This is a genomic window from Aliidiomarina sp. B3213 (assembly GCF_003290085.1).
Taxonomy (GTDB): domain Bacteria; phylum Pseudomonadota; class Gammaproteobacteria; order Enterobacterales; family Alteromonadaceae; genus Aliidiomarina.
The window spans coordinates 901,123-924,295 of record NZ_QMKJ01000001.1; the positions used below are offsets into that span (position 1 = coordinate 901,123).

The following is a 23,173-nucleotide window of genomic DNA, read 5'->3' on the forward strand; positions in this document are numbered from 1 at the left end:
ATGTTAAACATAAAATTACCAAGCCCCACGGTTTGGGCGTCACTTGCATCGGAACAGCAGCAAGAACTGTTACAACGCCCAACACAAAAGGTAAGCGAGTCGTTAAGCGCTAGTGTTGCGAACATTATGCGTGACGTGAAACAGAGCGGAGATAAAGCTCTACTTAGCTATACCGAAAAGTTTGATGGTGTGCGGCTATCAACACTTGCGCTTACAAAGGAAGCTATTGCTAGTCTTGCAGCTCAAACGAGTCTTAAAGTTCGTAAGGCTATCGACGAGGCATATCAAAACATTGCTCAGTTCCACAATATGCAAAAGCCGCAAGAGCAAAGTATTGAAACCAGTGCGGGTGTAACTTGTTCGCTGCGTTACACGCCGTTAGCAAAAGTCGGCTTATATATTCCAGGAGGCAGTGCTAGCTTGCCCAGTACTGTGCTTATGCTTGGCGTCCCTTCTCAAATTGCGGGCTGTGATGAAGTTATTCTAATGACACCTCCTACACCGCAGGGCGAGGTTGCGCCAGCAATTTGCTACGCTGCGCAAAAATGTGGGATTAGTAAAATATTACTCGGCGGTGGAGCTCAAGCTATTGCCGCAATGACATTCGGTACTGAGACTGTACCCGCAGTACAAAAGATATTTGGGCCAGGCAATAGTTATGTTACCGAAGCCAAGCAACAGGCAAGCCAAGTTGCAGGCGGGCCAGCAATCGACTTACCTGCCGGCCCATCTGAACTATTAGTGATTGCAGACGAAAGTGCGGAACCAGAATTTATAGCGTCAGATTTATTGTCTCAAGCTGAGCACGGTCCAGACAGCCAAGTTATCTTAGTGTCTTCAAGCGCCGAGATACTAAAGCAAACAGCGAAAGCCTTAGAGCGACAGCTCAGTAACTTGCCGCGAGCAGAAATTGCCATACAAGCAATGGAACAAAGCCGATTCATTCATACTTCCGACTTAGAAGAAGCCGTGCAAGTAAGTGAGCTGTATGCACCGGAGCACCTGAGTCTGCAGGTTTCAGAGCCAGAAGCTCTGTTACCTAACCTTCGTAACGCTGGTTCTATATTTATCGGCCACTACACACCAGAAGCCGGAGGCGACTATGCCACCGGAACCAACCATGTGTTACCTACTTATGGCTTCTCGCGCAGCTATAGTAGTTTGGGGTTAGCTGACTTTTATCGCCGCTACACTACACAAAGAGTTACAGCTGCGGGGCTAAAGCAACTGGGTACAACCATTGTTGATTTAGCTGAAGAAGAAAAGCTGGATGCCCACGCGAGAGCTGTTTCTCTCCGCTTGCAAAGCAAGCGCATGCAAGCTGACTTAGGAGAACAATTATGAGCTCCGTAGTGCAACTACTGCGCCCTCACTTACAGGGAATGCAAGCATATGAGTCGGCAAGACGCAGTATGAGTGGGGGTAATATTTGGCTTAACGCGAATGAAAACCCTTATAGCTCGAACTGGAATGTTTCGACGGAAAACCTCAACCGTTATCCTAATTTTCAGTCCAGTGATCTCAATCGAGCTTATGCTCAGTACGCGGGCGTTAACCCTGATCAGGTTCTCAGCCACAGAGGTAGTGACGAGGCTATAGACATACTCATTCGTGCATTCTGTGAGCCAGGGCAAGACAAAGTCATGATCTGCCCGCCAACGTATGGCATGTACGCTATTTCAGCCAAGCTAAATAACAACTCCGTAGTAAGTGTTCCACTTTTACAAGACGGAAAGGAAAATGGCGCTTGGCAGCTCGACATAGATGAAGTTAAGGCTAACCTAGAACGCGTGAAGATTGTGTTCTTATGCACACCATCTAATCCGCTGGGGAACCTAATAGAAGAGAGCGACTTAAATGCAGTATTAGAAGCGAGTCAAGGTAAATGCATCGTGGTTGTTGATGAGGCTTATATTGAATACTCAGAATCAACTTCGGCAACTCAACTATTAGAGCAGTATTCGAACTTGGTAATTACTCGCACCTTGTCCAAGGCATTTGGTTTAGCCGGTATAAGAGTAGGATTTACGTTAGCAAACCCTGAAATTATCGCGGCGTTAACACCTGTTCTCGCACCGTACCCGTTGCCAGATCTTAGTATTCAAGTTGCGCAACAAGCTTTGACAGCTGATGCACTCATACAAACTCGACAAAATATTATTGAAGCGCAAGGAGAAAGAGAGCGTTTGTCCAAGCAATTGGCAATTTTCAGCTGGGTGAAGCTGATATTTCCAAGCGTGACTAACTTTGTTCTTTTTCAAGTCGAGAATGCTGAGCAAGTAATGAGTTACTTACAAGCAAAGGGCATTTTAATTCGCAATCAGTCTTCACAAGTTAATTTGTCGAACTGCTTAAGAATAACCGTGGGCAGTCCTGCGGAGAACGACGCAGTTATCGAAGCCTTGAGTCAATTTCCAGGAGATACACAATGAAAGCTAGTCCTATTCTTTTTATAGACCGCGACGGCACACTCATTGAAGAACCGAAAATCGATAAGCAAGTCGATTCACTAGCCAAACTTAAGCTTGAACCGGGCGTCATTCCTGCGCTGTTGTCCTTGCAAGACTTTGGCTTTCGCCTCGTGATGGTCAGTAACCAAGACGGGTTGGGCACTTCAAGTTTTCCTCAAGAAGATTTTGAAATTGCTCAAAACGCGATGATGGATATTTTTATAACTCAAGGCATTCGCTTTGACGATGTGCTTATTTGCCCACACTTTGATAGTGACGACTGCAGTTGTCGGAAACCGAAATTAGGCTTAGTCAAAGACTATCTGCAGCAAGGTCGAGTCGACTTCGCACGTTCTTTTGTAATCGGAGATAGAGCGACCGACATTCAGCTTGCAGAGAACATGGGTATTGAAGGCATCCAATATGACCCACAAGAATATTCATGGCAGGACATTGTACAACGGCTAACCACCGCCAACCGTGCGGCAAAGGTGAGACGTGCCACCAAAGAAACGCAAATAGATATTAGCGTTAACCTAGACGCTACCCAGCCTATTCAGATTAATACCGGCGTGGGGTTCTTCGACCACATGCTAGAGCAGATCGCTACACACGGTGGCTTCTCTCTCGCTATAGACGTTTCAGGCGACCTACACATTGACGATCACCACACGGTGGAAGATACAGCTTTGGCGCTGGGTGAAGCCATGCGCCAGGCATTGGGTAATAAACGAGGTATTGGTCGGTTCGGCTTTGCCCTCCCCATGGACGAATGCCGTGCAGAATGCCTAATCGATTTATCGGGTAGACCTTGGTTGGAATTCAAAGCAAACTTTACTCAAAACAACGTGGGTACACTGAATACGGAAATGGTTGAGCACTTCTTTCGCTCAATGAGTGACAGTACGAAAATGAGCTTACACCTGTCCACGACAGAGGGGAACACTCACCACCAGGTAGAAAGCCTATTTAAAGTTTTTGGTCGTGCTTTGCGCCAAGCTATTAAACAGGAAGGCAATGAACTTCCTTCCAGCAAAGGAGTTTTATAAGTGCGATTAGCCATTGTAAACACTCGCTGTGCCAACTTAGCTTCGGTGAAATACGCTTTCGAACGATTAGGCGAAACACCGGTAGTTACCGCAAACAGTGAGCAACTCAAAAATGCCGAACGCGTTGTACTGCCGGGTGTAGGCACCGCAAGCGAAGCTATGAATGCTTTGCAGGAGCTAGAATTAATCGGAACTTTAAAGGGTTTAACACAACCCGTGCTGGGTATTTGTTTGGGGATGCAGATTCTGACTGAGCTTTCTTATGAAACCAAACGCAAAGACTCACGCACAACCATTCCATGTCTCAATGTGATTCCAGCAGAAGTTCAGAAGCTAGCGAACTTAGATAAGCTTCCTCTGCCACATATGGGCTGGAACAAAACAGAAGTAACAAGTCACCCCTTGTTCAATGGGCTGCAAGACCCCTACTTCTATTATGTTCACAGCTTTGCGGTGCCCGAGACAGGCAATACCATCGCAAGTTGCGAGTATGGTCAGAAGTTTTCGGCAGCTATCGCAAAAAATAATTTCATGGGTGTTCAATTTCACCCAGAACGCTCTGGTCCTGCGGGCTCAGTCGTACTTAAGAATTTTATGGAGTTCCCATGTTAATACCTGCGCTGGACCTTATTCAGGGGCAAGTTGTTCGGCTTCACCAAGGCGATTTTGAGCAACAAACCACTTATCACTCAGACCCTGTCGCTGTTGCTAAAACATATCAACAACAAGGTAGTGAATGGATTCATTTAGTAGATCTAGACGGTGCTAAAAACCCGGAACAGAGACAGCTCAGCTTAATCGAGCGTATCGCTCTGGAGTCTGGGCTCAATGTACAAACCGGCGGAGGTATTCGCCAGGAATCAGACCTTACGGGACTCTTCGAAGCGGGCGTACAGCGTGTAGTTATTGGCTCTCTAGCGGTAACTCAACCAGAGTTGGTTGCCACTTGGATGAACAAATTCGGTCCCGACCGCATAGTATTAGCACTCGATATTAATATCGACAGTGACGGTAATAAGTGGCTAGCGACTCATGGTTGGCAGAAGCAATCGTCTACAGCGCTAGAAGATTGCGTGCGCTTCTTCACTCAAGCCGGGCTCAAACACGTGTTATGTACTGATATAAGCAAAGATGGAACGCTAAAAGGGCCGAACGTTGAATTATACAAAGAATTAAAAGCACAGTTCCCCAATATTACCTGGCAGGCCTCGGGCGGCGTATCTAGCCTAGACGACTTAGTTGCCTTAAAGCGCGTGAACTGTGACAGCGCGATATTAGGAAAAGCCTTGTTAACCGGTCAGTTTAATCTTCAGGAGGCACTTTCATGTTGGCGAAACGCATAATCCCTTGTCTCGATGTGAAGAACGGACAGGTCGTAAAAGGTGTTCAGTTTAGAAACCATGAAATCGTTGGAGACATTGTTCCACTTGCCGAGCGTTACGCTCAAGAAGGCGCCGATGAACTTGTCTTCTACGACATAACTGCCTCTTCTGACGCACGCGTCGTAGATAAATCATGGGTCAGCAGAGTTGCTCAAGTGATAGATATCCCCTTTACCGTGGCGGGTGGTATTCGAACATTGGAACAAGCGAGAGATATTCTGGCTATGGGGGCAGATAAAATTTCGATTAACTCACCAGCCCTAGAGAACCCAGAGCTCATATCTGATCTAGTTGACGCGTTCGGCCAGCAGTGCATTGTTGTGGGTATAGACAGTCACTTTAATGAAGAGTCTAGCCAATACGAGGTTTATCAATTCACGGGAGATGAAGCAAAGTCTTCGAAAACCCGCTGGACAACCTCAGAGTGGCTGCAAGAAGTGGTCAGCCGTGGTGCAGGTGAAGTCGTGTTGAACTGCATGAACCAAGATGGAGTTCGCCAAGGATATGACACCAACCAACTGGAAATAATGAGAGCGCACTGCCCTGTTCCGCTAATTGCCTCAGGAGGCGCAGGGGAGATTCAACACTTCATCGATGTATTTGCGCAAGCTCATGTGGACGGTGCGCTTGCAGCGTCTGTATTCCACAAAAACATTATTGAGATCGACGAATTAAAAGAACAGCTTGGACAAGCAGGTATTACGGTAAGGCCAAAGGAGACAGCATTGCTATGAAAATCACTCAACAGAGCCAAATCAACGAGTTGTCTTGGAGTAAAGTGGACAACCTGATGCCGTGCATTGTGCAGGATCAGTTCAGCGGTGAAGTTCTTATGCAAGGATATATGAGTCCGGAAGCGTTGGAAAAATCGCTAGAGACAGGCTTAGTGACCTTTTATAGTCGTAGTAAGAGCCGCCTGTGGACTAAGGGAGAGAGCTCTAATCACACACTAGAATGGAGCAGTATTGCTGCCGACTGCGATCTCGACTCATTGTTGGTTTTAGCCAAACCGAATGGGCCGACATGCCACACAGGCTCCACAACCTGTTGGTCAGAGTCTGAGAGTCCTAGTGTGGCGGAATTAGCAGCACTTACCCGCACCATTCAGTCGCGAGCGAAAGAATCAAACACTGAAAAAAGCTACACTGCGTCGTTGTTAGAAAGCGGCGTACGCCGGTGCGCTCAGAAAGTCGGCGAGGAAGGCGTCGAGGTGGCTTTAGCAGCAGTAGCGCAAGACGACCAAGCGCTATTAAATGAAAGTGCAGATCTAATATATCACCTACTTGTCGTATTAGAGGCGCGAGAGCTGAGTCTCGCAGACGTGATCAACGTATTAAAGGCACGAAAAGGTTCAAACTAAGTACAGCGACATGCTTTGACATTGCCGTTTAGCCAAAGCATGTCCGTTTGTTGCGATTCTGCAGACGCGAGTACTTCGGGAATAAAACTGTTGTTTGCGGAACATAGTGGGCCGGAAGCATACGGCCCGGCATAACGCGCCCGCAGCCTTGTGTCATTCATTTGCGCCATAACTAACATCGGAGCAGCGGGAACTTGCAATCCTAGCTCTCTAGCTTGCTCTTCGGTGAGTGTTAAATGCGTTACGTTTGCAGGCCATTCCACAGTTTGTTGATGCCTGTCTGCTAGAATGTTACACCGACAATTAGGCTTTCGAATATGAACAACAAGCCAGCCTTGGTCTTCTGTTGGCTCTAATTGCTCTAAAGGAAAGGAAGTTTGTCCGAGCCAAACCGAACCCTCATCAAAGTAACCAAAGTCTGAGAGTGCCCAAAAATATAAGCCCGCTGAGGTTACTCCTACCCAAAGCACGAATACTAAAATGATTTTCTTAGGCATGCTTTTCAAACTTGAACGTTGCAGCCTTGGCTTTTAGGTTTTCGGTTAAGTCATGAAGACGGTCTGAGATTTGGCTGAGTTCATTTGACTGTTCAACTTGCTCAGACGCCATATCACTAAGAGTACTTGTACTCTCCGTAATCTCGCTACTCGCTTGTCTTTGATGACTGACTGCGCCAGTAATTTCATTTACGAATCTGGTGAGCCTTTCCGCCTCAGATGTGATTTCTACAAGCAATTGCTCACTCGAACCCGCTGCCGCAGAGGCATGCTGTACTACTTCTAAACTCTCAGAAACCGCTTTAACAGATTCTTGGCTAGACGATGTTAAGCGCCCAATAGTTTTTTGTATCTTTTCGGTAGAACCTTGAGTTTTACTGGCGAGCACACGAACTTCGTCTGCTACCACTGCAAATCCGCGACCCGACTCCCCTGCTCGCGCAGCTTCAATTGCAGCGTTCAACGCAAGTAAATTAGTTTGCTCTGCTATCGTGTCGATAACTTCCAAAACGGTTTGTATTTCTTCTGCTGCCGCAGCCATGTCTGCCACTTTGGTTTTCGACGTTTCCAGCTTGCTTACTAAGTCTGTAACCTTTTCCCTAGTTTCGGACACAGCACTTTGCCCTTGGACAGCCAATTCACCGGAACGCTCTGCAGTTCTTAACACATCTTTTGAGCGATCTTCGGTTTCGGAAATAGAATGCGTGTTTTCTTCCACCGCTGAGGCTATACGACGCACCTCATTTGTTTGTCGCTCAATACCTTGGTTGAGCTGTTCGCTCTGAGAAACCAGACGCTCTGAAATCTCCGCATTGCTATCTATAGTGGCGGAAACAGTCACTAAACTCGATTCGATAACGTCTAGAACACCATTAAATTTGTCTATTAATGGCGATTTCACATGATTAGCGCGTACCGACAAATTAATCTCGCCTCTCTCGTTCACTAACGCATCCGTAACATTGAAGAATGATTGGCTTACTTTAGCTTCACGAAGACTTCTGCGGCTAATTACAATCAGGACTGCTGACTCAATCACTACATACAGAGCGTGCAATAGAATAATCGGGATCGTTGCATGATCCATAGGTACGAGGTAAACCCCTACGCCACTAGTTTGCAAATACATGAATAACAAGTGGTGCACGGCTATAGTCGCCGCAGCAACCGCTACAACTACCCAGTCACGAAACACAATGAGTATCGCCAGCAATACAAAGATGCCGAAGTGAACCTCAATAAAACCAAGTGACTGGTGAATATGGAGTGCCGCGAAAAACATATAGGCAACGCCATAAGAAATACGAGAAACCGGATGGTCGCCTAACGTGCGATACAACCAAGCAGGGACGACTACAGCAGGTACGCCAATAACTAGTGCCGGGATAAGGCTTTGGTAAACCATGCCTAGCACAATTGAAACCGCTAGGAGCAATATGTTTATCAGAAAAGAGAGTTGAAAGGCGTTTTCTCGAAAAGATAACTGCTGCATAGATTAACCAACTTAGAAATGATGGTTAATAATACAACTGAATCGAACTTCTAGATCACTCAATCGATTCAATTATTGATCAAGATCAAACGGTTGATATGTAAGCTTTGTGTACTCGCAGTAACCTTAGAGTGAGTAGTACAGCTGCGACGCTTAAACCACTAATAAAACCAATCCAAAAACCTGCTGCGCCCATGGCGGGTACAATCCAGTCTGTCAGCGCGAATATGGCTCCAATCGTAAGACCCAAGGGCCAATATGCAACGAGAGTAATAATCATCGGCATACGTGTATCTTTATAACCTCGTAATGCCCCCATAGACAGTGCTTGGAAGGTATCTGAAACAGTAAATATTGCAGCTAATCCAAGTAACTGGGCAGCTAATACAATGACCTCTTGGTTGCTGGTGTATAGTCGTGCCAAGAAGCTTCCCCCTAACCACATGCCCAAGCCATTTACCGTTGCAAACGAGAGTCCTACAACGAGCGCTAATTTGTACGCACCGATAGCATCTTGGTATTGTTTCGCGCCTAACGCGAAACCCACACGAAGCGTTATCGCCATACTCAGGCTTAAAGGGAACATGTAAACAATTGAAGTAATACTTAAGGCTATTTGATGGCCTGAAACCATAATTTCACCCAGCGGGGCAATAAGAATGGCTACCGCTGCAAACAGGCTAGTTTCAAAAAACAGCGACATAGAAATGGGCGTTCCTATGCGTAGAAAATACATAACTTCATCCCAATCTGGTCGATAAAATCGCCGAAAAGGACGCATCTCTCTGTACCGAATCGCGGTCATTACATAGATTAGGAACGAAATTGCCATTGCCCAGAGGACAATAGCCGATGCTAAACCCGCTCCTGCTCCACCTAAAGCCGGCATACCTAATTTGCCATAAATGAAAATATAATTTACCGGAATATTGACCAGTAATCCGATAACGCCAATTACCAACGAAGGCATGGTGTGAGACACACCTTCACAATAGTTCCTGAGCACAACATAAAGAACAAACGCAGGAAGTCCCCAGAAAATGAAGTTTAGATACTTCAACGTCATTGCTCTAAACTCAGGCGTAATCGTCATCAGCTCCAAAAACTGTGGCGCAAAATAGAGTAAACCGCCGGTAAGGAATGCCGCGACAATGCAGGTATACAGAGACTGTTGCAAGTATCTTGGCATTGCAGCTAAGTCATTTTCCCCATGAGCATGGGAAATTACAGGAGCAAGTGCTAAACCGAGACCAAAGACAAGTAACGTGAGAGGTGTCCAGATCGCCGAACCTACCGCGACGGCAGCCAGGTCGGTTGCCCCCACTCTTCCCGCCATTAAAGTATCCACAACGCCCATCATCATATGGGTAAGTTGGGCTATAAGAATAGGGCCGGTAAGCTTGAGTAAACGGTTAAGCTCGCTTTGAATTTTCATTACTTGGAGACCAATCGCATTACCGCTCGCTTTAATTTAGGCATAACGAGCTCAGCGTGTGTAATAGGTCCCATATGACCTGCGTCAACTTCCTCAGAGGTCGCATTTGGAAGCGTATTTTTCAGTAACCGAGCAACCTCTTGGCTCGAATGAGGAGAGTGATGACCCGAGAACAATACGACCGGACAACTCAACTGACCATAATCCTCTAGAGTCGTTGGTTGGTTAATTAGGGCATCAAAGTCTAGGTTTACTTTTTGGTGTTGTCTTATCATCAGCCTCTGAATGGGCTCAGGTAAACCCGCGAAGTAGCCCGGAGTGTTCCAATAGTCAACAAAATGTCCGCAAGCCTGTTCAATAGACAGTTCTTCCATAGCAGTAGCTACACTTACAATTTCATTATGAGCTTCTGAGCCGTCAGTTAGGGTATGAAACGAAACAGGCTCGTACAATACTAAGCCCTTAACAAGCTCTTGGAAATGTAGAGCTATATTAAGTGCTAAGGCGCCGCCATAAGAATGTCCAACAAGCACAAAAGGCTTTTGCTCGAACATGTAGCCTTGGTCTTGTAACGCCGAAATTTCGTGAGCAAACCGGAAGGGTTGTGAGGGTAGTGGATGACCGGCGAACTTACCGTATCCAATCAAATCTGGAGTTGCTAACTCCAGATTCTCTTGTGCAAGTGATTTTGCTAACCCTCGCCACTGACTTCCACGGCTTTGTGAGCTGTGCAGGGCGACGATATCTTTCATAACTTAGTGACCGATAACCGCACCAATCAAAAAGCCTGACTGAAGCAATAACACCGCAAATGTGCCTGCTACACCGATAGTGCGGTAAATACTTGTTCCTGCCGACTTCGTCAAGCCAATCGCATGGCTGATGCGTGCTACGAATAGCAGTCCACCTAGTCCATGAAGCAACTGAGGTGATGCACCAGCCAACTCCATTAGCGCGAGTAAAATTAGACAGAACGGTACGAACTCTACAAAGTTTCCGTGTACACGTACCGCAATCTCTAAAGATTTTGCTTCACCCGTTCCAATACCTACTCTATGAATCCAACGCTCGCGAATAATGCGAACACTTAGAACAATCAAAAGGAGCGCAAGAAGACCTGCATATAAACTCGTAACGGGTAAAAACATAGGGACCTCTTAGCCTAACAAGGCTTTTAATTCTTGGTGGATGGCATCTACTTTTTGAGTACCATCAATTTTTTCACACTTCACTTCACCTTGCGCTGCAAGCGAGCGGTAGTAGTCCACCAACGGCTCTGTTTGTTCGTGATAAATCGCCAAACGCTTACGTACTGTTTCTTCTTTATCGTCATCACGAATAACTAGCTCTTCGCCCGTTACGTCGTCTACGTTTTCTTGCTTAGGCGGATTGTGCTGAACATGGTATACACGACCTGAGCCAGGGTGAACTCGACGCCCCGCCATACGCTCTACAATAACGTCGTCAGCAACATCAAACTCTAATACGTAATCAATCTTTATGCCTACGTCCTGCATAGCGTCAGCTTGTGGGATTGTTCTTGGAAATCCGTCTAGCAAAAAGCCGTTCGCGCAATCGTCTTCTTTAATACGTTCTTGTACTAGGCCAATCATAATATCGTCAGAAACCAGCTGCCCAGCGTCCATAACGGCTTTAGCTTGCTTGCCTAACTCCGTACCCGCTTTAATAGCCGCACGAAGCATGTCCCCAGTAGAGATTTGAGGAATTTTGTATTCGTTCATGATGAATTGGGCTTGAGTGCCCTTTCCTGCGCCTGGCGCTCCCAGCAGGATAATGCGCATGGTATGTCCCCTAGCAAATAATTATTGGCAATTTAGAATATGCCAACTTTACCCGATACAGGCTTTAAGGGCAATCAAAGCTAGACCATAGTAGAACAACTCTAACCAGTTACAGGTATGCTTTTGCGGTAAGTTTTGGTCTAATAACGAAAAACCTTATTGGAGAAAAATAATGCCTAGTTTCGACATCGTTTCTGAAATCGATCAGGTTGAATTAAAAAACACCGTAGACAACGCTCAACGCGAACTTGGAACACGTTTCGACTTTCGAAATGTAGAGGCTTCTTTTGAGCTTAACGACTTAACTGTGGTTCTATCTACAGAGTCTGATTTTCAAATCCAACAAATGGTAGAAATTCTACGTAACAACGCCACTCGACGGGGGATTTCGTTATCTGGCACAGAGATGGACGACGAACCTACCCATAGTGGTAAAACCTATTCACTTCGCATTACGTTCAAGCAAGGCATAGACAGTGTTCTAGCAAAGAAAATTGTGAAAATGGTGAAGGAAAGTAAATTGAAAGTTCAGGCCAGTATACAAGGCGAGAAAGTACGAATTACTGGGAAGAAACGAGATGATTTACAACAAACTATCGCACTCATGAAAGCTTCTGATATTGAGCTACCTCTACAATACGAAAATTTCCGAGACTAAGAGCATTAAAAACAAAAAACGGAGCACTAGGCTCCGTTTTTTATTTATTGCGAGAAACTTTTACTCTTCAGTAACTGCTTCTTCTGCAACTTCTTCGTTTACTGGACGATCAACCAATTCAACGAAAGCCATTGGCGCATTGTCACCAGCACGGAAACCGCACTTCAGAATGCGAGTGTATCCACCCGGACGCTCTGAGTAACGAGGACCTAGCTCGTTGAACAATTTACCTACGACTTCTTTGTCGCGAGTGCGAGCAAATGCCAAACGGCGGTTTGCTACGCTGTCTTGTTTAGCCATTGTGATTAACGGCTCGATTACGCGACGCAGCTCTTTAGCCTTTGGCAAAGTGGTTTTGATCACTTCGTGACGAACCAATGAACTTGCCATGTTGCTAAACATCGCTTTGCGATGGCTGCTGTTGCGGTTAAGTTGACGACCACTCTTACGATGGCGCATACCAAATACCCTTCTAAGTAAAACTCTTACCGAGGTGACTAGACAACGACTTAGTCGTTGTCGATTAAGCTAGCTGGTGGCCAGTTCTCTAGGCGCATACCTAAAGACAAACCACGTGACGCTAGAACGTCTTTAATCTCTGTCAACGATTTCTTACCAAGGTTAGGAGTTTTCAACAACTCAACCTCAGTACGTTGAACCAAGTCACCAATATACTGAATCGCTTCTGCTTTCAGACAGTTTGCAGAACGTACAGTCAGCTCAAGATCATCCACCGGACGCAACAGAATCGGATCAAACTCCGGCTTCTCTTCTTTCTCTTCCGGTTCACTTACATCGCGTAATTCCACGAACGCTTCTAGCTGTTCAGCTAGAATTGTAGCGGCACGACGAATCGCTTCTTCTGGATCTAGCGTACCGTTAGTTTCCATATCGATAACTAACTTGTCCAAATCCGTTCTTTGTTCCACACGAGCTGAATCAACAGTGTATGCAATTCGCTCAACTGGACTGAAAGAAGCGTCTACCAAAAGACTACCGATGGTACGGTCTTCGTCTTCATTCTGCTGACGTGCGTTTGCAGGGACGTAACCACGACCGCGTTCAACCTTAATCTCCATCTTAAGCTCTACGTCGCCAGTCAATGTACAGATTAAGTGATCGGGGTTAGCGATCTCTACATCACCGTCAGTAGTGATGTCACCTGCTGTTACTGCGCCTGAGCCAGACTTTGATAAAGTTAACGTAGCTTCGTCTTTGCCGTGTAAATTTACAGCGAGACCTTTCAGGTTGAGCAGGATTTCAATGATGTCTTCCTGGACACCTTCTTTCGTGCTGTACTCATGCTCTACACCGTCAATTTGAACTTCAGTGACGGCACATCCCGGCATTGAAGATAACAAGATACGGCGAAGCGCATTGCCCAGCGTATGACCAAATCCACGCTCCAACGGCTCCAAAGTCACTTTGGCGCGGTTGTTGCTGATTTGCTCGATATCAACGAGCCGTGGTTTCAGAAATTCGGTTACAGAACCCTGCATTATGTCCTCTCTTTATGCTGAGGCCTTACTTCGAGTAAAGCTCTACGATCAACTGTTCGTTAATATCTGCAGATAGGTCAGACCGCTCTGGATCACGTTTGAAGATACCTTTCATTTCTTTGGTATCAACTTCGACCCAAGTCGGCTTTTCACGTTGCTCTGCTAATTCGAGTGCAGCAATGATACGTGCTTGTTTCTTTGCTTTTTCACGAACGCTAACTTCGTCTTCAGCCTTCACTTGGAATGAAGGGATATTCACAACGCGACCATTCACCACAATACCTTTGTGGCTCACCAGCTGACGTGCTTCCGCACGAGTTGATGCAAAGCCCATCCGGTATACTACGTTATCTAAACGACCTTCAAGAAGCTGTAACAAGTTTTCACCTGTGTTGCCCTTGATACGTGCCGCTTCTTTGTAGTAGTTGCGGAATTGCTTTTCAAGTATGCCGAACATACGACGTACTTTTTGTTTTTCACGTAACTGAACACCGTAATCAGACAAGCGACCACGACGTGCGCCGTGCTGTCCTGGTGCGGTTTCCAGTTTACACTTGGAATCTATAGCGCGGACGCCACTTTTAAGGAACAAGTCAGTTCCTTCGCGACGACTGAGCTTGAGTTTTGGACCCAAATATCTAGCCATGTTCTTTCTCCAACTATCGTATCACGCCAATTAAACGCGACGTTTTTTAGGCGGACGACAACCGTTGTGAGGAATCGGTGTCACATCGGTAATGTTCGTAATTTTGTAACCCACAGCGTTCAAAGCGCGAATTGATGATTCACGACCTGGCCCTGGACCTTTAACAAACACTTCCAAGTTCTTTAATCCGTATTCCTTCGCCATTTCACCTGCACGTTCTGCTGCTACCTGAGCTGCGAACGGCGTAGACTTACGCGAACCGCGGAAGCCAGACCCACCAGAAGTTGCCCACGAAAGAGCGTTACCTTGACGGTCAGTAATAGTGATAATGGTGTTGTTGAAAGACGCATGGATGTGCGCCATTCCGTCGGTTACCTGCTTTTTAACGCGCTTCCGAGTGCGAGTAGGTGTTTTAGCCATTGCCTATTCTCCTTACTTCTTAATCGGCTTACGCGGACCTTTACGAGTACGCGCATTAGTTTTAGTGCGCTGACCACGTAGAGGTAAGCTACGACGATGACGCAAACCACGGAAACAACCGAGGTCCATCAAACGTTTAATGTTCATTGAAATTTCGCGACGAAGGTCACCTTCTACTGCGTATTTAGCAACTTCTTCACGAATCTTATCTAATTCGGCCTCTGACAAAGAGCCAATCTTAGTGTTTTCGGCAATGCCTACTGAAGCCAAGATCGCTGAAGAGCGAGTACGGCCTACACCATAAATCGAAGTCAATGCAATTACTGCATGCTTATTGTCAGGGACGTTAATGCCAGCTATACGGGCCACTAACATATCTCCTATAGTTAAAGGGGCATCGGCTTGAAAAGCCCGATAGGATACTCAACCGATCGCCCAATTGCAAATTCAACACAGCCCAGTTAATTAACCGGGCTGCGTTCTTACGTTGTTAACCTTGTCGCTGTTTATGCTTAGGGTCAGTACAAATCACACGTACTACGCCGTGACGCTTGATGACCTTGCAATTACGACAGATTTTCTTAACGGAAGCACGAACTTTCATTGCTACTCTCCGTAACGGGAATCTTATCGGCCGTAGCCTTTAAGATTCGCTTTTTTAAGTACAGAGTCATATTGATGAGACATCATATGGGTCTGTACCTGAGCCATAAAGTCCATGATAACTACTACGATAATAAGCAACGAAGTGCCACCGAAGTAGAATTGCACGTTCCATGCAAGCATCATGAACTCAGGAACCAAACAAATAAATGTAATGTAGAGTGCGCCGGCAAGTGTCAAACGCGTCATTACTTTATCGATGTAACGTGAGGTTTGCTCACCTGGACGAATACCAGGGATAAACGCTCCCGACTTCTTCAAGTTGTCTGCTGTTTCGCGAGGATTAAACATCAACGCGGTATAGAAGAAACAGAAGAAAATAATTGCTGCTGCATACAACATTACGTACAACGGTTGACCCGGTGACAATGTCAACGCGATCTCCTGAAGTACGTTAGCAACACCTGTATCACCTGAACCAAACCAAGTCGCAATTGTACCTGGGAACAGAATAATACTTGAAGCGAAGATAGGTGGAATAACACCAGCCATATTCACTTTTAGTGGTAAATGCGAGCTTTGAGCTGCATATACACGACGCCCTTGTTGGCGTTTCGCGTAGTTTACCACAATTCGGCGTTGTCCGCGCTCTACGAAAACAACAAAATAGGTTACTGCAAATACAACAACCGCAATCAATAATAGTAACAACAAGTGCAAGTCGCCTTGACGAGCTTGCTCTGCTGTTTGACCTACAGCCGAAGGCAATCCAGCCACTATCCCGGTGAAGATGATAATTGAGATACCGTTGCCTATTCCGCGCTCTGTAATTTGTTCACCTAACCACATTAAGAACATGGTACCGGTAACCAAACTCACAATCGCTGTGAAATAGAATGCAAACCCGGGATTCAACACCAACCCAGGAACCAGGTTAGGCAATCCGGTTGCAATCCCGATGGATTGTCCAATTGCCAAAACCAAGGTACCCCAACGCGTATATTGGCTGATCTTACGACGTCCTGCTTCACCTTCCTTCTTTATCTCTGCAAGTTTCGGGTGAACCACCGTCAACAATTGCATGATAATCGAGGCTGTGATGTAAGGCATAATGCCTAACGCAAGAATCGATGCACGTTCCAGTGCACCACCGCTGAACATGTTAAACATGGCAACGATGGTACCCTGTTGTTGTGCGAACAAATCAGCCAGAACCGCTGCATCTATACCAGGAATCGGTACGAAAGATGCGGCGCGAAATATAATGATGGCACCTAACACAAATAGCAGACGCGATTTGAGCTCTGTTAAACCACCTTTCGCACTCGACTTTTCCAATCCTGGTCTAGCCATGGGTCAATTATCCTTCGATTTTACCGCCGGCCGCTTCGATAGCTTCGCGCGCGCCTTTAGTGACTTTAATGCCTTGTACAGTAACTGCACGATTGATTTCGCCTGATTTCATCACTTTAACGAACAAGATGTTCTTCGTGATTAAACCAGTAGACTTCAACGTATCTACTGTTACTGTGTCGCCATCTACTTTCGCAATTTCAGTCAAAGTAACTTCAGCAGTAACTACCGATTTACGCGACGTAAAACCAAATTTTGGTAAACGACGCTGAATCGGCATTTGACCGCCTTCAAATCCAGGCTTAACAGAACCACCTGAACGAGACTTTTGACCTTTGTGACCGCGACCACCAGTCTTACCAAGACCAGAACCAATACCACGACCAACGCGCTTCTTAGCTGTCTTAGAGCCTGGTGCAGGTGCTAGAGTGTTCAAAAACATGTCTTACTCCTCCACCTTAACCATGTAGTAAACCTTATTCACCATACCGCGAACTGAAGGAGTATCTTCTAGTTCAACAGTGTGGTTAATACGGCGTAAACCCAAACCGCGCAAAGTCGCTTTATGCTTTGGCAAACGACCAATAGAGCTGCGGGTTTGTGTTACTTTGATAGTCTTTTTAGCCATCGTTCACTTACCCCGTAATCGCGTCAACCGGTAGTCCACGTTTCGCAGCGATTTGCTCAGGAGACTTCATAGCCTCTAGTGCTTTAATCGTTGCGCGAACTACGTTGATTGGGTTTGTAGAACCGTATGCTTTTGACAGTACGTTATGTACGCCAGCCACTTCCAATACAGCACGCATCGCACCACCGGCGATAATACCAGTACCTTCAGATGCTGGCTGCATGAAAACGTTAGAACCAGAGTGGCGACCCTTAACTGGGTGCTGCAATGTTCCGTTAACAAGCTGTACGGTTACCATGTTGCGACGAGCTTTTTCCATCGCTTTTTGGATCGCTGCAGGAACTTCACGAGCCTTGCCATAGCCGAATCCGACTTTGCCTTGCCCGTCACCTACCACAGTCAGCGCAGTGAAGCTAAAGATGCGACCACCTTTAACCACTTTAGAGACGCGGTTGACAGTGATGAGTTTTTCCATCAGTTCACCGTTTTGAGCTTCGATATTTGCCATTTTCGTCTCCTAGAACTGCAGTCCTGCTTCACGGGCAGCATCTGCCAGTGCAGCAACACGACCGTGGTACTTGAATCCACTACGATCGAAAGATACGGCTTCAACACCTTTCTCTTTCGCGCGTTCAGCGATTACTTTCCCGACGACTTTAGCGGCATCAACGTTACCCGTGCCTTTAACTTGGCCACGAATATCGCTTTCCACAGTTGACGCACTAGCCAATACTTCTGAACCAGTTGGTGCAATCACCTGGGCATAAATGTGCCGCGGGGTACGGTAGATAACCAAACGGTTACCACCCAACTCTTGAATCTTTTTACGTGCGCGAGTAGCACGACGTAAGCGAGCTGCTTTCTTGTCCATCGTATTACCCTACTTTTTCTTGGCTTCTTTACGACGCACGTACTCGTCGCTATAACGTACACCCTTACCTTTATAAGGTTCAGGTTTACGGTATGCGCGAATGTTTGCCGCAACTTGGCCAACCAATTGTTTGTCGGCGCCTTTCACCACTACTTCAGTTTGGCTCGGAGTTTCGATGGTAATACCTTCAGGAACTTCGAACTCAACTGGGTGTGAGAAGCCTAAGTTAAGGTTCAGTTTCTTACCCTGAGTTTGAGCACGGTAACCAACACCAACTAGTGTTAGCTTACGCTCAAAGCCCTGAGTAACGCCTTGAACCATGTTATTCAATAGTGAACGCGCAGTACCAGCTTGAGCAACAGAGTTCGCAACACCTTCACGAGGTACTGCACGAAGCTCTTGCTCTTCTTGTACAACTTCAACTGCGTTGTTAACAACAACAGTTAATGCGCCTTTACCACCTTTAATGGTTACTTCCTGGCCATTCAACGTAACTTCAACGCCGGCAGGGATAGCAACAGGTGCCTTAGCAATGCGTGACATATCCTACCTCCATTAAGCTACGTAGCCGATGATTTCGCCACCTAAGCCAGCACTACGTGCAGCGCGGTCGGTCATCAAGCCTTTAGAAGTTGAAACCACAGCAACACCGAGACCACCCATAACAGTTGGTAACTCGTTGCGCTTCTTATAAATACGTAAACCAGGACGGCTAACACGCTGAATTGAATCGATGACAGCTTTGCCTTCGAAATATTTCAGAGTGATTTCCAGCTCCGGCTTAACGCCTGACTCGACTTTATAACCAGTAATATAACCTTCGTCTTGCAAAACTTTAGCGATTGCTTCTTTTTGCTTAGATGCAGGCATTACCACGGTTACTTTATTCGCAGCTTGAGCGTTGCGAATTCGAGTGAACATATCCGCAATTGGATCTTGCATGCTCATATTTGCTTTCTCCCGTGATTCGTCGCTTACCAGCTAGCTTTTTTCAAGCCAGGAATTTCACCACGCATAGCTTTTTCACGAACCTTAATACGGCTCATGCCAAACTTACGTAGATAACCATGTGGACGTCCAGTTACTCGGCAACGGTTACGTTGACGAGAAGAACTAGAATCACGCGGGAGCTTCTGCAAATCAAGAACAGCAGCCCAACGCTGATCGTCGCTAGACGCTGGATCCGCAATAATTGCTTTCAGTGCGCTACGCTTTTCAGCGTACTTTGCTGCAAGTTTTTGACGCTTGAGCTCACGCATTTTCATTGAAACTTTTGCCATAACTCTACACCTTACTTTCTAAACGGGAAGTTAAAGGCAGACAATAATGCACGAGCCTCATCGTCGCTTTGTGCACTTGTCGTGATCGTGATGTCCAAACCACGTACCCGATCAACTTTGTCGTAGTCGATCTCTGGGAAGATGATTTGTTCACGAACGCCCATGCTGTAGTTCCCGCGACCATCGAAAGACTTCGCATTCAGACCACGAAAGTCACGAACACGAGGAATTGCGATAGAGATAAGACGCTGTAGGAAATCCCACATACGCTCACCACGCAGAGTTACTTTACAACCAATCGGAAAGCCTTCACGGACTTTAAAGCCTGCAACTGACTTGCGAGCATTAGTGCGTACCACTTTCTGACCAGCAATAGCTTCAAGATCCGCAACAGCGTTATCTAAAACTTTCTTGTCAGTAAGTGCTTCGCCAACACCCATATTCAGGGTGATTTTCTCAATCCGAGGGACTTGCATGACACTGGTGTAGCTGAACTGTTTCATCAGTTCAGGAACTACAGTATCTTTATAAACACCATGCAGTTTCGCCATCGTATACTCCAATATGTTTAGATGATTTCATTGTTAGATTTGAAGAAGCGAACTTTCTTGCCGTCTTCAATCTTGAAACCAACACGATCTGCTTTGCTGGTTGTCGGGTTGAAAATCGCAACATTAGAAACTTGAATCGGGGCTTCTTTTTCAATAATGCCACCTGGCTCATTCATAGCCGGGTTCGATTTCTGATGTTTCTTTACAATGTTAACGCCTTCTACCACGACGCGATCTTCGCCAGTAAGGACTTTCAGCACTTTACCGCGCTTACCTTTGTCCTTGCCTGCCAGCACAATTACTTCGTCATCACGTCTAATTTTTGCCGCCATGGTCAGCTCCTTATAGTACTTCTGGCGCCAGTGAGATAATTTTCATGAATTGCTCTCCGCGCAATTCACGAGTCACCGGTCCAAATATACGAGTGCCAATTGGCTGTGAGTTTGCATTCAACAACACAGCCGCGTTGCGGTCAAAACGGATAACAGAGCCGTCTTGACGACGGACGCCTTTCCGGGTGCGTACCACCACCGCATTAAGAACATCACCTTTCTTCACCTTACCGCGAGGAATTGCTTCCTTAACAGTAATTTTGATGATATCGCCAATGTTCGCGTAACGGCGGTGCGAACCACCTAGAACCTTAATACATTGTACGCTGCGTGCGCCGGAGTTATCGGCTACTTCCAGCATAGTTTGCATTTGGATCATCTCAGTGCTCCGCTTGAGTTTAAATTAACTAAGCCTCTAAGGACTTAAGCTACAACTTCGATATCGAACCATCTCGATAAAGAAGACCCCATATTAAAAGGGCGCGAAATTGTAACAGAAAAAAATAGGAGAAGATAGGTGTTTTCTGAAGAAAATAAGCTTCTCGAGCATATCGGACGATGCCCGAGAAAACTTACTTGATTCTAGCTAATTGCTAGGTGGTATTCACGCGCTTTGGCTAAACCTTTGCGCATGAAATAGAACTCTAAAAGTAATAGCCGAAGTTTATATTAAAACGCGTATTGTAGCTATCACTTTCTCCAACCATTGTGCCACCAATAAACGGTTGGTTCTTCGCGGTGACCAAATCTACATATGTATACAAACCACCAGAAGTTACGGCAACACCGAGAACATTCATTACGGTGTCTTCTTCGTAGCCGGTCTTGTTGGTGATTTGGCTATAATTGTTGTAGAACGTTAGGTTTGTAATCGGCCCGATAGACACCGGCTTACTATATGCAACGTTGGCAGTATAACTGTCCGCTGAGCTTGCTATTGTATCTTGGTAACCATAAGCAGCGACAATTACACCTTCATTCGCCATGTCTAAGTCATAGTCATAGGTTGCAAACTGTCCGTGGAACTCCCAAGGACCAGTTTGGTAAACAGCATGAATTCCATAGTTACGACGATCACCCACACTATTCATGCCGTCGTGGAAGTCACCCGCTTGTAACGAGCCGCCGAGTTCGAACATCCGGTCTTCACCCAAGTCCCACTTACGCGCTGCGCGCACCATTAATGTGTTGTTTTCAGCGGCTAACTGCGTAGGCGCGTCGTATACGCCCTCACCAGGTAGTCGAATCCCGGTCACATCATAGTTGTATCGAGCCGTTTTATTGCGCACAGCTCCATCAGCACCACCAAGCTCGTCATTTAGTATATATGCAAAGTCGAGGTCCCAATCGTCACTTCTTTTCGTGAATCGAACACCGGCACCATTATTATCTTCGAGTCCAATATAGAAGTTAGAACTAAAGAAATAGTTATGGGAGTTATAAGGCATGACACCGAACGGCTGAATAACTATACCAACCTGTGCTTGCCAATCCTCGCCAAAGTTGTAACCAGCATATGCATGTCTCAATGCTTCCATGTATTCGAACCAACGATACTGAGCAGATAAAATTACATCGCCCATTTTGCCGTCTAAATCTAACCGAAAGATATCAAAGTCAATATCTCCGCCTCTATCTTTATTCCCTTCGCCATAGTCAGTCCAAACATATTGCCACCTAACAGCACCACCCAAGGAAATGCCATCGGCATCCATTTCAGGAGCTATGCTATCTACCTTTTCTTGGAGCTCTTGGTTTTCTGCGCTGATGCGCTCTATCTGCTGACGAAGTTCATCTAGACTCAAGTCTTGTGCATTCGCAGTTGCTGCGCTCAAGCCCAGTACGACCAACGCAGTTACACCCTTACATACGTTTGAATAAACCATTCAATTTTCCTTTGTTGGTTGTGCTTAGGTTCGTTAAGTATAGACATGATAAACATTGCTGCAAAAAAAAAGCGACCCTAAGGTCGCTTTTTTTCATTAACTCACAATGAGTTAGATGTCGCTTGCGCGCTCAAGAACGTCTACCAACGCCCAAGACTTAGTTTTAGAAACAGGAGCAGTTTCCCGAATCGTAACTAAATCGCCTTGGCGGCTTGTATTGTTCTCATCATGAGCGTGAATCTTAGTAGTACGCTTGATGTACTTACCATAGATTGGGTGTTTAACCCGACGCTCAATAGCTACAACAATTGACTTGTCCATTTTGTCGCTGACCACACGGCCCTGCAACGTACGGATTGATTTAGCTTCAGTCATTACGCACCCGCCTTCTCGTTAAGCACAGTTTTCACACGTGCGATGTTTTTACGCACTTGCTTAAACACATGAGTCTGATTCAGTTGGCCGGTTGCTGCCTGCATGCGCAAGTTGAATTGCTCACGTAGCAGCTCGATCAATTCCTGATTTAGCTCTTCAACGCTTTTGTTTTTCAATTCGCTTGCTTTCATTACATCACCGTCCGAGTAACAAAGGTGGTTTTGAACGGAAGTTTAGCAGCCGCTAAGCGGAATGCTTCACGTGCCAATTCTTCTGGCACACCGTCCATTTCGTAAAGTACGCGACCTGGTTGGATCTGGCATACCCAGTATTCCACGTTACCTTTACCTTTACCCATACGTACCTCAAGAGGCTTCTGAGTAATTGGCTTGTCCGGGAATACACGAATCCAGATTTTACCTTGACGCTTAACGTGACGAGTCATCGCACGACGGGCAGCTTCGATCTGACGCGCAGTCATACGACCACGTTCAGTTGCTTTAAGAGCATAAGTACCGAAGCTTACTTTGTTACCCGCTTGCGCCATACCGCGGTTACGGCCTTTATGAACCTTACGGAATTTCATACGCTTAGGTTGTAACAT

The 23,173-nt window shown here is 46.1% G+C and carries 35 protein-coding genes; 8 read left to right on the top strand and 27 right to left on the bottom strand.

Annotation, left to right across the window (positions count from 1 at the left end; genetic code table 11):
- Genes hisD through hisIE form a run of 7 tightly spaced genes read left to right on the top strand, consistent with a single transcriptional unit; the run spans nt 1 to nt 6,241 of the window.
- Nucleotides 1–1,344, top strand: a complete 1,344-nt coding sequence (gene hisD / locus DQX04_RS04410) for a histidinol dehydrogenase (RefSeq protein WP_111914656.1) — start codon at nt 1–3, stop codon at nt 1,342–1,344.
- Nucleotides 1,341–2,432, top strand: coding sequence for a histidinol-phosphate transaminase (gene hisC, locus DQX04_RS04415; RefSeq protein ID WP_111914657.1), 1,092 nt, complete (start codon nt 1,341–1,343; stop codon nt 2,430–2,432). The genes hisD and hisC overlap by 4 nt, the downstream gene beginning before the upstream one ends.
- A complete protein-coding gene (gene hisB, locus DQX04_RS04420) occupies nt 2,429–3,499 on the top strand; it encodes a bifunctional histidinol-phosphatase/imidazoleglycerol-phosphate dehydratase HisB (protein ID WP_111914658.1) in 1,071 nt (356 codons plus the stop codon). Before hisC ends, hisB begins: the two co-directional genes overlap by 4 nt.
- Nucleotides 3,500–4,111 carry an imidazole glycerol phosphate synthase subunit HisH gene (hisH, locus tag DQX04_RS04425; RefSeq protein ID WP_111914659.1) on the top strand — a complete coding sequence of 204 codons (612 nt, stop codon included), beginning with the start codon at nt 3,500–3,502 and terminating at the stop codon, nt 4,109–4,111.
- Nucleotides 4,105–4,842, top strand: a complete 738-nt coding sequence (gene hisA, locus DQX04_RS04430; protein WP_111914660.1) for a 1-(5-phosphoribosyl)-5-[(5-phosphoribosylamino)methylideneamino]imidazole-4-carboxamide isomerase — start codon at nt 4,105–4,107, stop codon at nt 4,840–4,842. The genes hisH and hisA overlap by 7 nt, the downstream gene beginning before the upstream one ends.
- Complete coding sequence (gene hisF, locus DQX04_RS04435; RefSeq protein WP_111914661.1) at nt 4,824–5,615, top strand: imidazole glycerol phosphate synthase subunit HisF; 792 nt, start codon at nt 4,824–4,826, stop codon at nt 5,613–5,615. The genes hisA and hisF overlap by 19 nt, the downstream gene beginning before the upstream one ends.
- The gene (hisIE, locus tag DQX04_RS04440; protein WP_111914662.1) at nt 5,612–6,241 is read left to right on the top strand and encodes a bifunctional phosphoribosyl-AMP cyclohydrolase/phosphoribosyl-ATP diphosphatase HisIE; all 630 of its coding nucleotides are present in this window, start codon (nt 5,612–5,614) and stop codon (nt 6,239–6,241) included. The genes hisF and hisIE overlap by 4 nt, the downstream gene beginning before the upstream one ends.
- Here the strand turns inward: hisIE and DQX04_RS04445 are convergent.
- The 6 genes from DQX04_RS04445 to adk all read right to left on the bottom strand — a co-directional run bounded on the left by DQX04_RS04445 (nt 6,238) and on the right by adk (nt 11,467).
- Nucleotides 6,238–6,738: a DUF6436 domain-containing protein gene (locus tag DQX04_RS04445; RefSeq protein ID WP_111914663.1), complete on the bottom strand. Its 501-nt coding sequence runs from the start codon at nt 6,736–6,738 to the stop codon at nt 6,238–6,240. The genes hisIE and DQX04_RS04445 overlap by 4 nt on opposite strands.
- Entirely contained in the window at nt 6,731–8,230 is a 1,500-nt protein-coding gene (locus DQX04_RS04450) for a methyl-accepting chemotaxis protein (RefSeq protein WP_111914664.1), read from the bottom strand. Before DQX04_RS04450 ends, DQX04_RS04445 begins: the two co-directional genes overlap by 8 nt.
- A gap of 85 nt (nt 8,231–8,315) precedes the next feature.
- Nucleotides 8,316–9,665 (bottom strand): MATE family efflux transporter, encoded by a 1,350-nt coding sequence (locus DQX04_RS04455; RefSeq protein ID WP_111914665.1) that lies wholly within the window; start codon nt 9,663–9,665, stop codon nt 8,316–8,318.
- On the bottom strand, nt 9,665–10,417 hold the full coding sequence (locus DQX04_RS04460; protein ID WP_111914666.1) for an alpha/beta fold hydrolase: 753 nt from the start codon (nt 10,415–10,417) through the stop codon (nt 9,665–9,667). The genes DQX04_RS04455 and DQX04_RS04460 overlap by 1 nt, the downstream gene beginning before the upstream one ends.
- 3 nt (nt 10,418–10,420) lie before the next feature.
- Complete coding sequence (locus DQX04_RS04465; RefSeq protein WP_111914667.1) at nt 10,421–10,813, bottom strand: MAPEG family protein; 393 nt, start codon at nt 10,811–10,813, stop codon at nt 10,421–10,423.
- Nucleotides 10,814–10,822: 9 nt separating this feature from the next.
- The gene (gene adk, locus DQX04_RS04470; protein WP_111914668.1) at nt 10,823–11,467 is read right to left on the bottom strand and encodes an adenylate kinase; all 645 of its coding nucleotides are present in this window, start codon (nt 11,465–11,467) and stop codon (nt 10,823–10,825) included.
- A 172-nt stretch (nt 11,468–11,639) separates the two neighbouring features.
- Between adk and DQX04_RS04475 the strand changes: the two genes are divergently transcribed.
- Nucleotides 11,640–12,125, top strand: a complete 486-nt coding sequence (locus DQX04_RS04475; protein ID WP_111914669.1) for a YajQ family cyclic di-GMP-binding protein — start codon at nt 11,640–11,642, stop codon at nt 12,123–12,125.
- A 60-nt stretch (nt 12,126–12,185) separates the two neighbouring features.
- Here DQX04_RS04475 and rplQ read toward each other — a convergent pair whose 3' ends face one another.
- From rplQ to rplP, 21 genes are all read right to left on the bottom strand, one after another.
- On the bottom strand, nt 12,186–12,584 hold the full coding sequence (gene rplQ, locus DQX04_RS04480; RefSeq protein ID WP_111914670.1) for a 50S ribosomal protein L17: 399 nt from the start codon (nt 12,582–12,584) through the stop codon (nt 12,186–12,188).
- Nucleotides 12,585–12,634: 50 nt separating this feature from the next.
- Nucleotides 12,635–13,624 carry a DNA-directed RNA polymerase subunit alpha gene (gene rpoA / locus DQX04_RS04485; protein ID WP_111914671.1) on the bottom strand — a complete coding sequence of 330 codons (990 nt, stop codon included), beginning with the start codon at nt 13,622–13,624 and terminating at the stop codon, nt 12,635–12,637.
- Nucleotides 13,625–13,649: 25 nt separating this feature from the next.
- Entirely contained in the window at nt 13,650–14,270 is a 621-nt protein-coding gene (rpsD, locus tag DQX04_RS04490) for a 30S ribosomal protein S4 (RefSeq protein ID WP_111914672.1), read from the bottom strand.
- Between the two features lie 30 nt (nt 14,271–14,300).
- On the bottom strand, nt 14,301–14,690 hold the full coding sequence (gene rpsK, locus DQX04_RS04495; protein ID WP_072155091.1) for a 30S ribosomal protein S11: 390 nt from the start codon (nt 14,688–14,690) through the stop codon (nt 14,301–14,303).
- A gap of 12 nt (nt 14,691–14,702) precedes the next feature.
- Nucleotides 14,703–15,059: a 30S ribosomal protein S13 gene (rpsM, locus tag DQX04_RS04500; protein ID WP_111914860.1), complete on the bottom strand. Its 357-nt coding sequence runs from the start codon at nt 15,057–15,059 to the stop codon at nt 14,703–14,705.
- Nucleotides 15,060–15,180: 121 nt separating this feature from the next.
- Complete coding sequence (gene rpmJ, locus DQX04_RS04505; RefSeq protein WP_072155090.1) at nt 15,181–15,294, bottom strand: 50S ribosomal protein L36; 114 nt, start codon at nt 15,292–15,294, stop codon at nt 15,181–15,183.
- Nucleotides 15,295–15,317: 23 nt separating this feature from the next.
- Nucleotides 15,318–16,646 carry a preprotein translocase subunit SecY gene (gene secY, locus DQX04_RS04510; RefSeq protein ID WP_111914673.1) on the bottom strand — a complete coding sequence of 443 codons (1,329 nt, stop codon included), beginning with the start codon at nt 16,644–16,646 and terminating at the stop codon, nt 15,318–15,320.
- Between the two features lie 7 nt (nt 16,647–16,653).
- Complete coding sequence (gene rplO / locus DQX04_RS04515; protein WP_111914674.1) at nt 16,654–17,088, bottom strand: 50S ribosomal protein L15; 435 nt, start codon at nt 17,086–17,088, stop codon at nt 16,654–16,656.
- A 3-nt stretch (nt 17,089–17,091) separates the two neighbouring features.
- Nucleotides 17,092–17,274, bottom strand: a complete 183-nt coding sequence (gene rpmD, locus DQX04_RS04520) for a 50S ribosomal protein L30 (RefSeq protein WP_111914675.1) — start codon at nt 17,272–17,274, stop codon at nt 17,092–17,094.
- A 7-nt stretch (nt 17,275–17,281) separates the two neighbouring features.
- Nucleotides 17,282–17,782, bottom strand: coding sequence for a 30S ribosomal protein S5 (gene rpsE / locus DQX04_RS04525; RefSeq protein ID WP_111914676.1), 501 nt, complete (start codon nt 17,780–17,782; stop codon nt 17,282–17,284).
- A 9-nt stretch (nt 17,783–17,791) separates the two neighbouring features.
- Nucleotides 17,792–18,145, bottom strand: a complete 354-nt coding sequence (gene rplR / locus DQX04_RS04530) for a 50S ribosomal protein L18 (RefSeq protein ID WP_111914677.1) — start codon at nt 18,143–18,145, stop codon at nt 17,792–17,794.
- Nucleotides 18,146–18,154: 9 nt separating this feature from the next.
- Nucleotides 18,155–18,688 carry a 50S ribosomal protein L6 gene (gene rplF / locus DQX04_RS04535; RefSeq protein WP_111914678.1) on the bottom strand — a complete coding sequence of 178 codons (534 nt, stop codon included), beginning with the start codon at nt 18,686–18,688 and terminating at the stop codon, nt 18,155–18,157.
- Nucleotides 18,689–18,700: 12 nt separating this feature from the next.
- Nucleotides 18,701–19,093: a 30S ribosomal protein S8 gene (gene rpsH / locus DQX04_RS04540; protein ID WP_111914679.1), complete on the bottom strand. Its 393-nt coding sequence runs from the start codon at nt 19,091–19,093 to the stop codon at nt 18,701–18,703.
- A gap of 26 nt (nt 19,094–19,119) precedes the next feature.
- A complete protein-coding gene (gene rpsN / locus DQX04_RS04545; protein WP_111914680.1) occupies nt 19,120–19,425 on the bottom strand; it encodes a 30S ribosomal protein S14 in 306 nt (101 codons plus the stop codon).
- A gap of 11 nt (nt 19,426–19,436) precedes the next feature.
- Nucleotides 19,437–19,976 carry a 50S ribosomal protein L5 gene (gene rplE, locus DQX04_RS04550; RefSeq protein ID WP_111914681.1) on the bottom strand — a complete coding sequence of 180 codons (540 nt, stop codon included), beginning with the start codon at nt 19,974–19,976 and terminating at the stop codon, nt 19,437–19,439.
- A gap of 17 nt (nt 19,977–19,993) precedes the next feature.
- Entirely contained in the window at nt 19,994–20,308 is a 315-nt protein-coding gene (rplX, locus tag DQX04_RS04555; RefSeq protein WP_111914682.1) for a 50S ribosomal protein L24, read from the bottom strand.
- A 10-nt stretch (nt 20,309–20,318) separates the two neighbouring features.
- Nucleotides 20,319–20,687: a 50S ribosomal protein L14 gene (gene rplN / locus DQX04_RS04560; RefSeq protein WP_111914683.1), complete on the bottom strand. Its 369-nt coding sequence runs from the start codon at nt 20,685–20,687 to the stop codon at nt 20,319–20,321.
- Nucleotides 20,688–20,952: 265 nt separating this feature from the next.
- Entirely contained in the window at nt 20,953–22,194 is a 1,242-nt protein-coding gene (locus DQX04_RS04565; RefSeq protein ID WP_207916185.1) for a carbohydrate porin, read from the bottom strand.
- Between the two features lie 111 nt (nt 22,195–22,305).
- Nucleotides 22,306–22,569: a 30S ribosomal protein S17 gene (gene rpsQ / locus DQX04_RS04570; RefSeq protein ID WP_111914684.1), complete on the bottom strand. Its 264-nt coding sequence runs from the start codon at nt 22,567–22,569 to the stop codon at nt 22,306–22,308.
- The gene (gene rpmC / locus DQX04_RS04575; protein WP_111914685.1) at nt 22,569–22,760 is read right to left on the bottom strand and encodes a 50S ribosomal protein L29; all 192 of its coding nucleotides are present in this window, start codon (nt 22,758–22,760) and stop codon (nt 22,569–22,571) included. The genes rpsQ and rpmC overlap by 1 nt, the downstream gene beginning before the upstream one ends.
- The gene (rplP, locus tag DQX04_RS04580) at nt 22,760–23,173 is read right to left on the bottom strand and encodes a 50S ribosomal protein L16 (RefSeq protein ID WP_111914686.1); all 414 of its coding nucleotides are present in this window, start codon (nt 23,171–23,173) and stop codon (nt 22,760–22,762) included. Before rplP ends, rpmC begins: the two co-directional genes overlap by 1 nt.

What these genes read in the sequence shown, in the direction of transcription:
- rplP (WP_111914686.1), bottom strand. Translation starts at nt 23,173, where the DNA reads ATGTTACAACCTAAGCGTATGAAATTCCGTAAGGTTCATAAAGGCCGT.
- DQX04_RS04565 (WP_207916185.1), bottom strand. Translation starts at nt 22,194, where the DNA reads ATGGTTTATTCAAACGTATGTAAGGGTGTAACTGCGTTGGTCGTACTG.
- hisIE (WP_111914662.1), top strand. Translation starts at nt 5,612, where the DNA reads ATGAAAATCACTCAACAGAGCCAAATCAACGAGTTGTCTTGGAGTAAA.
- rpsK (WP_072155091.1), bottom strand. Translation starts at nt 14,690, where the DNA reads ATGGCTAAAACACCTACTCGCACTCGGAAGCGCGTTAAAAAGCAGGTA.
- rpoA (WP_111914671.1), bottom strand. Translation starts at nt 13,624, where the DNA reads ATGCAGGGTTCTGTAACCGAATTTCTGAAACCACGGCTCGTTGATATC.
- rplX (WP_111914682.1), bottom strand. Translation starts at nt 20,308, where the DNA reads ATGGCGGCAAAAATTAGACGTGATGACGAAGTAATTGTGCTGGCAGGC.
- rplE (WP_111914681.1), bottom strand. Translation starts at nt 19,976, where the DNA reads ATGGCGAAACTGCATGGTGTTTATAAAGATACTGTAGTTCCTGAACTG.
- rplQ (WP_111914670.1), bottom strand. Translation starts at nt 12,584, where the DNA reads ATGCGCCATCGTAAGAGTGGTCGTCAACTTAACCGCAACAGCAGCCAT.
- rpsN (WP_111914680.1), bottom strand. Translation starts at nt 19,425, where the DNA reads ATGGCAAAAGTTTCAATGAAAATGCGTGAGCTCAAGCGTCAAAAACTT.
- DQX04_RS04460 (WP_111914666.1), bottom strand. Translation starts at nt 10,417, where the DNA reads ATGAAAGATATCGTCGCCCTGCACAGCTCACAAAGCCGTGGAAGTCAG.
- rpmC (WP_111914685.1), bottom strand. Translation starts at nt 22,760, where the DNA reads ATGAAAGCAAGCGAATTGAAAAACAAAAGCGTTGAAGAGCTAAATCAG.
- hisF (WP_111914661.1), top strand. Translation starts at nt 4,824, where the DNA reads ATGTTGGCGAAACGCATAATCCCTTGTCTCGATGTGAAGAACGGACAG.
- rpmD (WP_111914675.1), bottom strand. Translation starts at nt 17,274, where the DNA reads ATGGCTAAAAAGACTATCAAAGTAACACAAACCCGCAGCTCTATTGGT.
- rplR (WP_111914677.1), bottom strand. Translation starts at nt 18,145, where the DNA reads ATGGACAAGAAAGCAGCTCGCTTACGTCGTGCTACTCGCGCACGTAAA.
- DQX04_RS04475 (WP_111914669.1), top strand. Translation starts at nt 11,640, where the DNA reads ATGCCTAGTTTCGACATCGTTTCTGAAATCGATCAGGTTGAATTAAAA.
- rpmJ (WP_072155090.1), bottom strand. Translation starts at nt 15,294, where the DNA reads ATGAAAGTTCGTGCTTCCGTTAAGAAAATCTGTCGTAATTGCAAGGTC.
- hisC (WP_111914657.1), top strand. Translation starts at nt 1,341, where the DNA reads ATGAGCTCCGTAGTGCAACTACTGCGCCCTCACTTACAGGGAATGCAA.
- rpsQ (WP_111914684.1), bottom strand. Translation starts at nt 22,569, where the DNA reads ATGACTGAAGCTAAATCAATCCGTACGTTGCAGGGCCGTGTGGTCAGC.
- rplO (WP_111914674.1), bottom strand. Translation starts at nt 17,088, where the DNA reads ATGTTTTTGAACACTCTAGCACCTGCACCAGGCTCTAAGACAGCTAAG.
- secY (WP_111914673.1), bottom strand. Translation starts at nt 16,646, where the DNA reads ATGGCTAGACCAGGATTGGAAAAGTCGAGTGCGAAAGGTGGTTTAACA.
- hisA (WP_111914660.1), top strand. Translation starts at nt 4,105, where the DNA reads ATGTTAATACCTGCGCTGGACCTTATTCAGGGGCAAGTTGTTCGGCTT.
- DQX04_RS04450 (WP_111914664.1), bottom strand. Translation starts at nt 8,230, where the DNA reads ATGCAGCAGTTATCTTTTCGAGAAAACGCCTTTCAACTCTCTTTTCTG.
- rpsH (WP_111914679.1), bottom strand. Translation starts at nt 19,093, where the DNA reads ATGAGCATGCAAGATCCAATTGCGGATATGTTCACTCGAATTCGCAAC.
- DQX04_RS04445 (WP_111914663.1), bottom strand. Translation starts at nt 6,738, where the DNA reads ATGCCTAAGAAAATCATTTTAGTATTCGTGCTTTGGGTAGGAGTAACC.
- rplN (WP_111914683.1), bottom strand. Translation starts at nt 20,687, where the DNA reads ATGATCCAAATGCAAACTATGCTGGAAGTAGCCGATAACTCCGGCGCA.
- adk (WP_111914668.1), bottom strand. Translation starts at nt 11,467, where the DNA reads ATGCGCATTATCCTGCTGGGAGCGCCAGGCGCAGGAAAGGGCACTCAA.
- DQX04_RS04465 (WP_111914667.1), bottom strand. Translation starts at nt 10,813, where the DNA reads ATGTTTTTACCCGTTACGAGTTTATATGCAGGTCTTCTTGCGCTCCTT.
- DQX04_RS04455 (WP_111914665.1), bottom strand. Translation starts at nt 9,665, where the DNA reads ATGAAAATTCAAAGCGAGCTTAACCGTTTACTCAAGCTTACCGGCCCT.
- rpsE (WP_111914676.1), bottom strand. Translation starts at nt 17,782, where the DNA reads ATGGCAAATATCGAAGCTCAAAACGGTGAACTGATGGAAAAACTCATC.
- hisD (WP_111914656.1), top strand. Translation starts at nt 1, where the DNA reads ATGTTAAACATAAAATTACCAAGCCCCACGGTTTGGGCGTCACTTGCA.
- rplF (WP_111914678.1), bottom strand. Translation starts at nt 18,688, where the DNA reads ATGTCACGCATTGCTAAGGCACCTGTTGCTATCCCTGCCGGCGTTGAA.
- rpsD (WP_111914672.1), bottom strand. Translation starts at nt 14,270, where the DNA reads ATGGCTAGATATTTGGGTCCAAAACTCAAGCTCAGTCGTCGCGAAGGA.
- hisB (WP_111914658.1), top strand. Translation starts at nt 2,429, where the DNA reads ATGAAAGCTAGTCCTATTCTTTTTATAGACCGCGACGGCACACTCATT.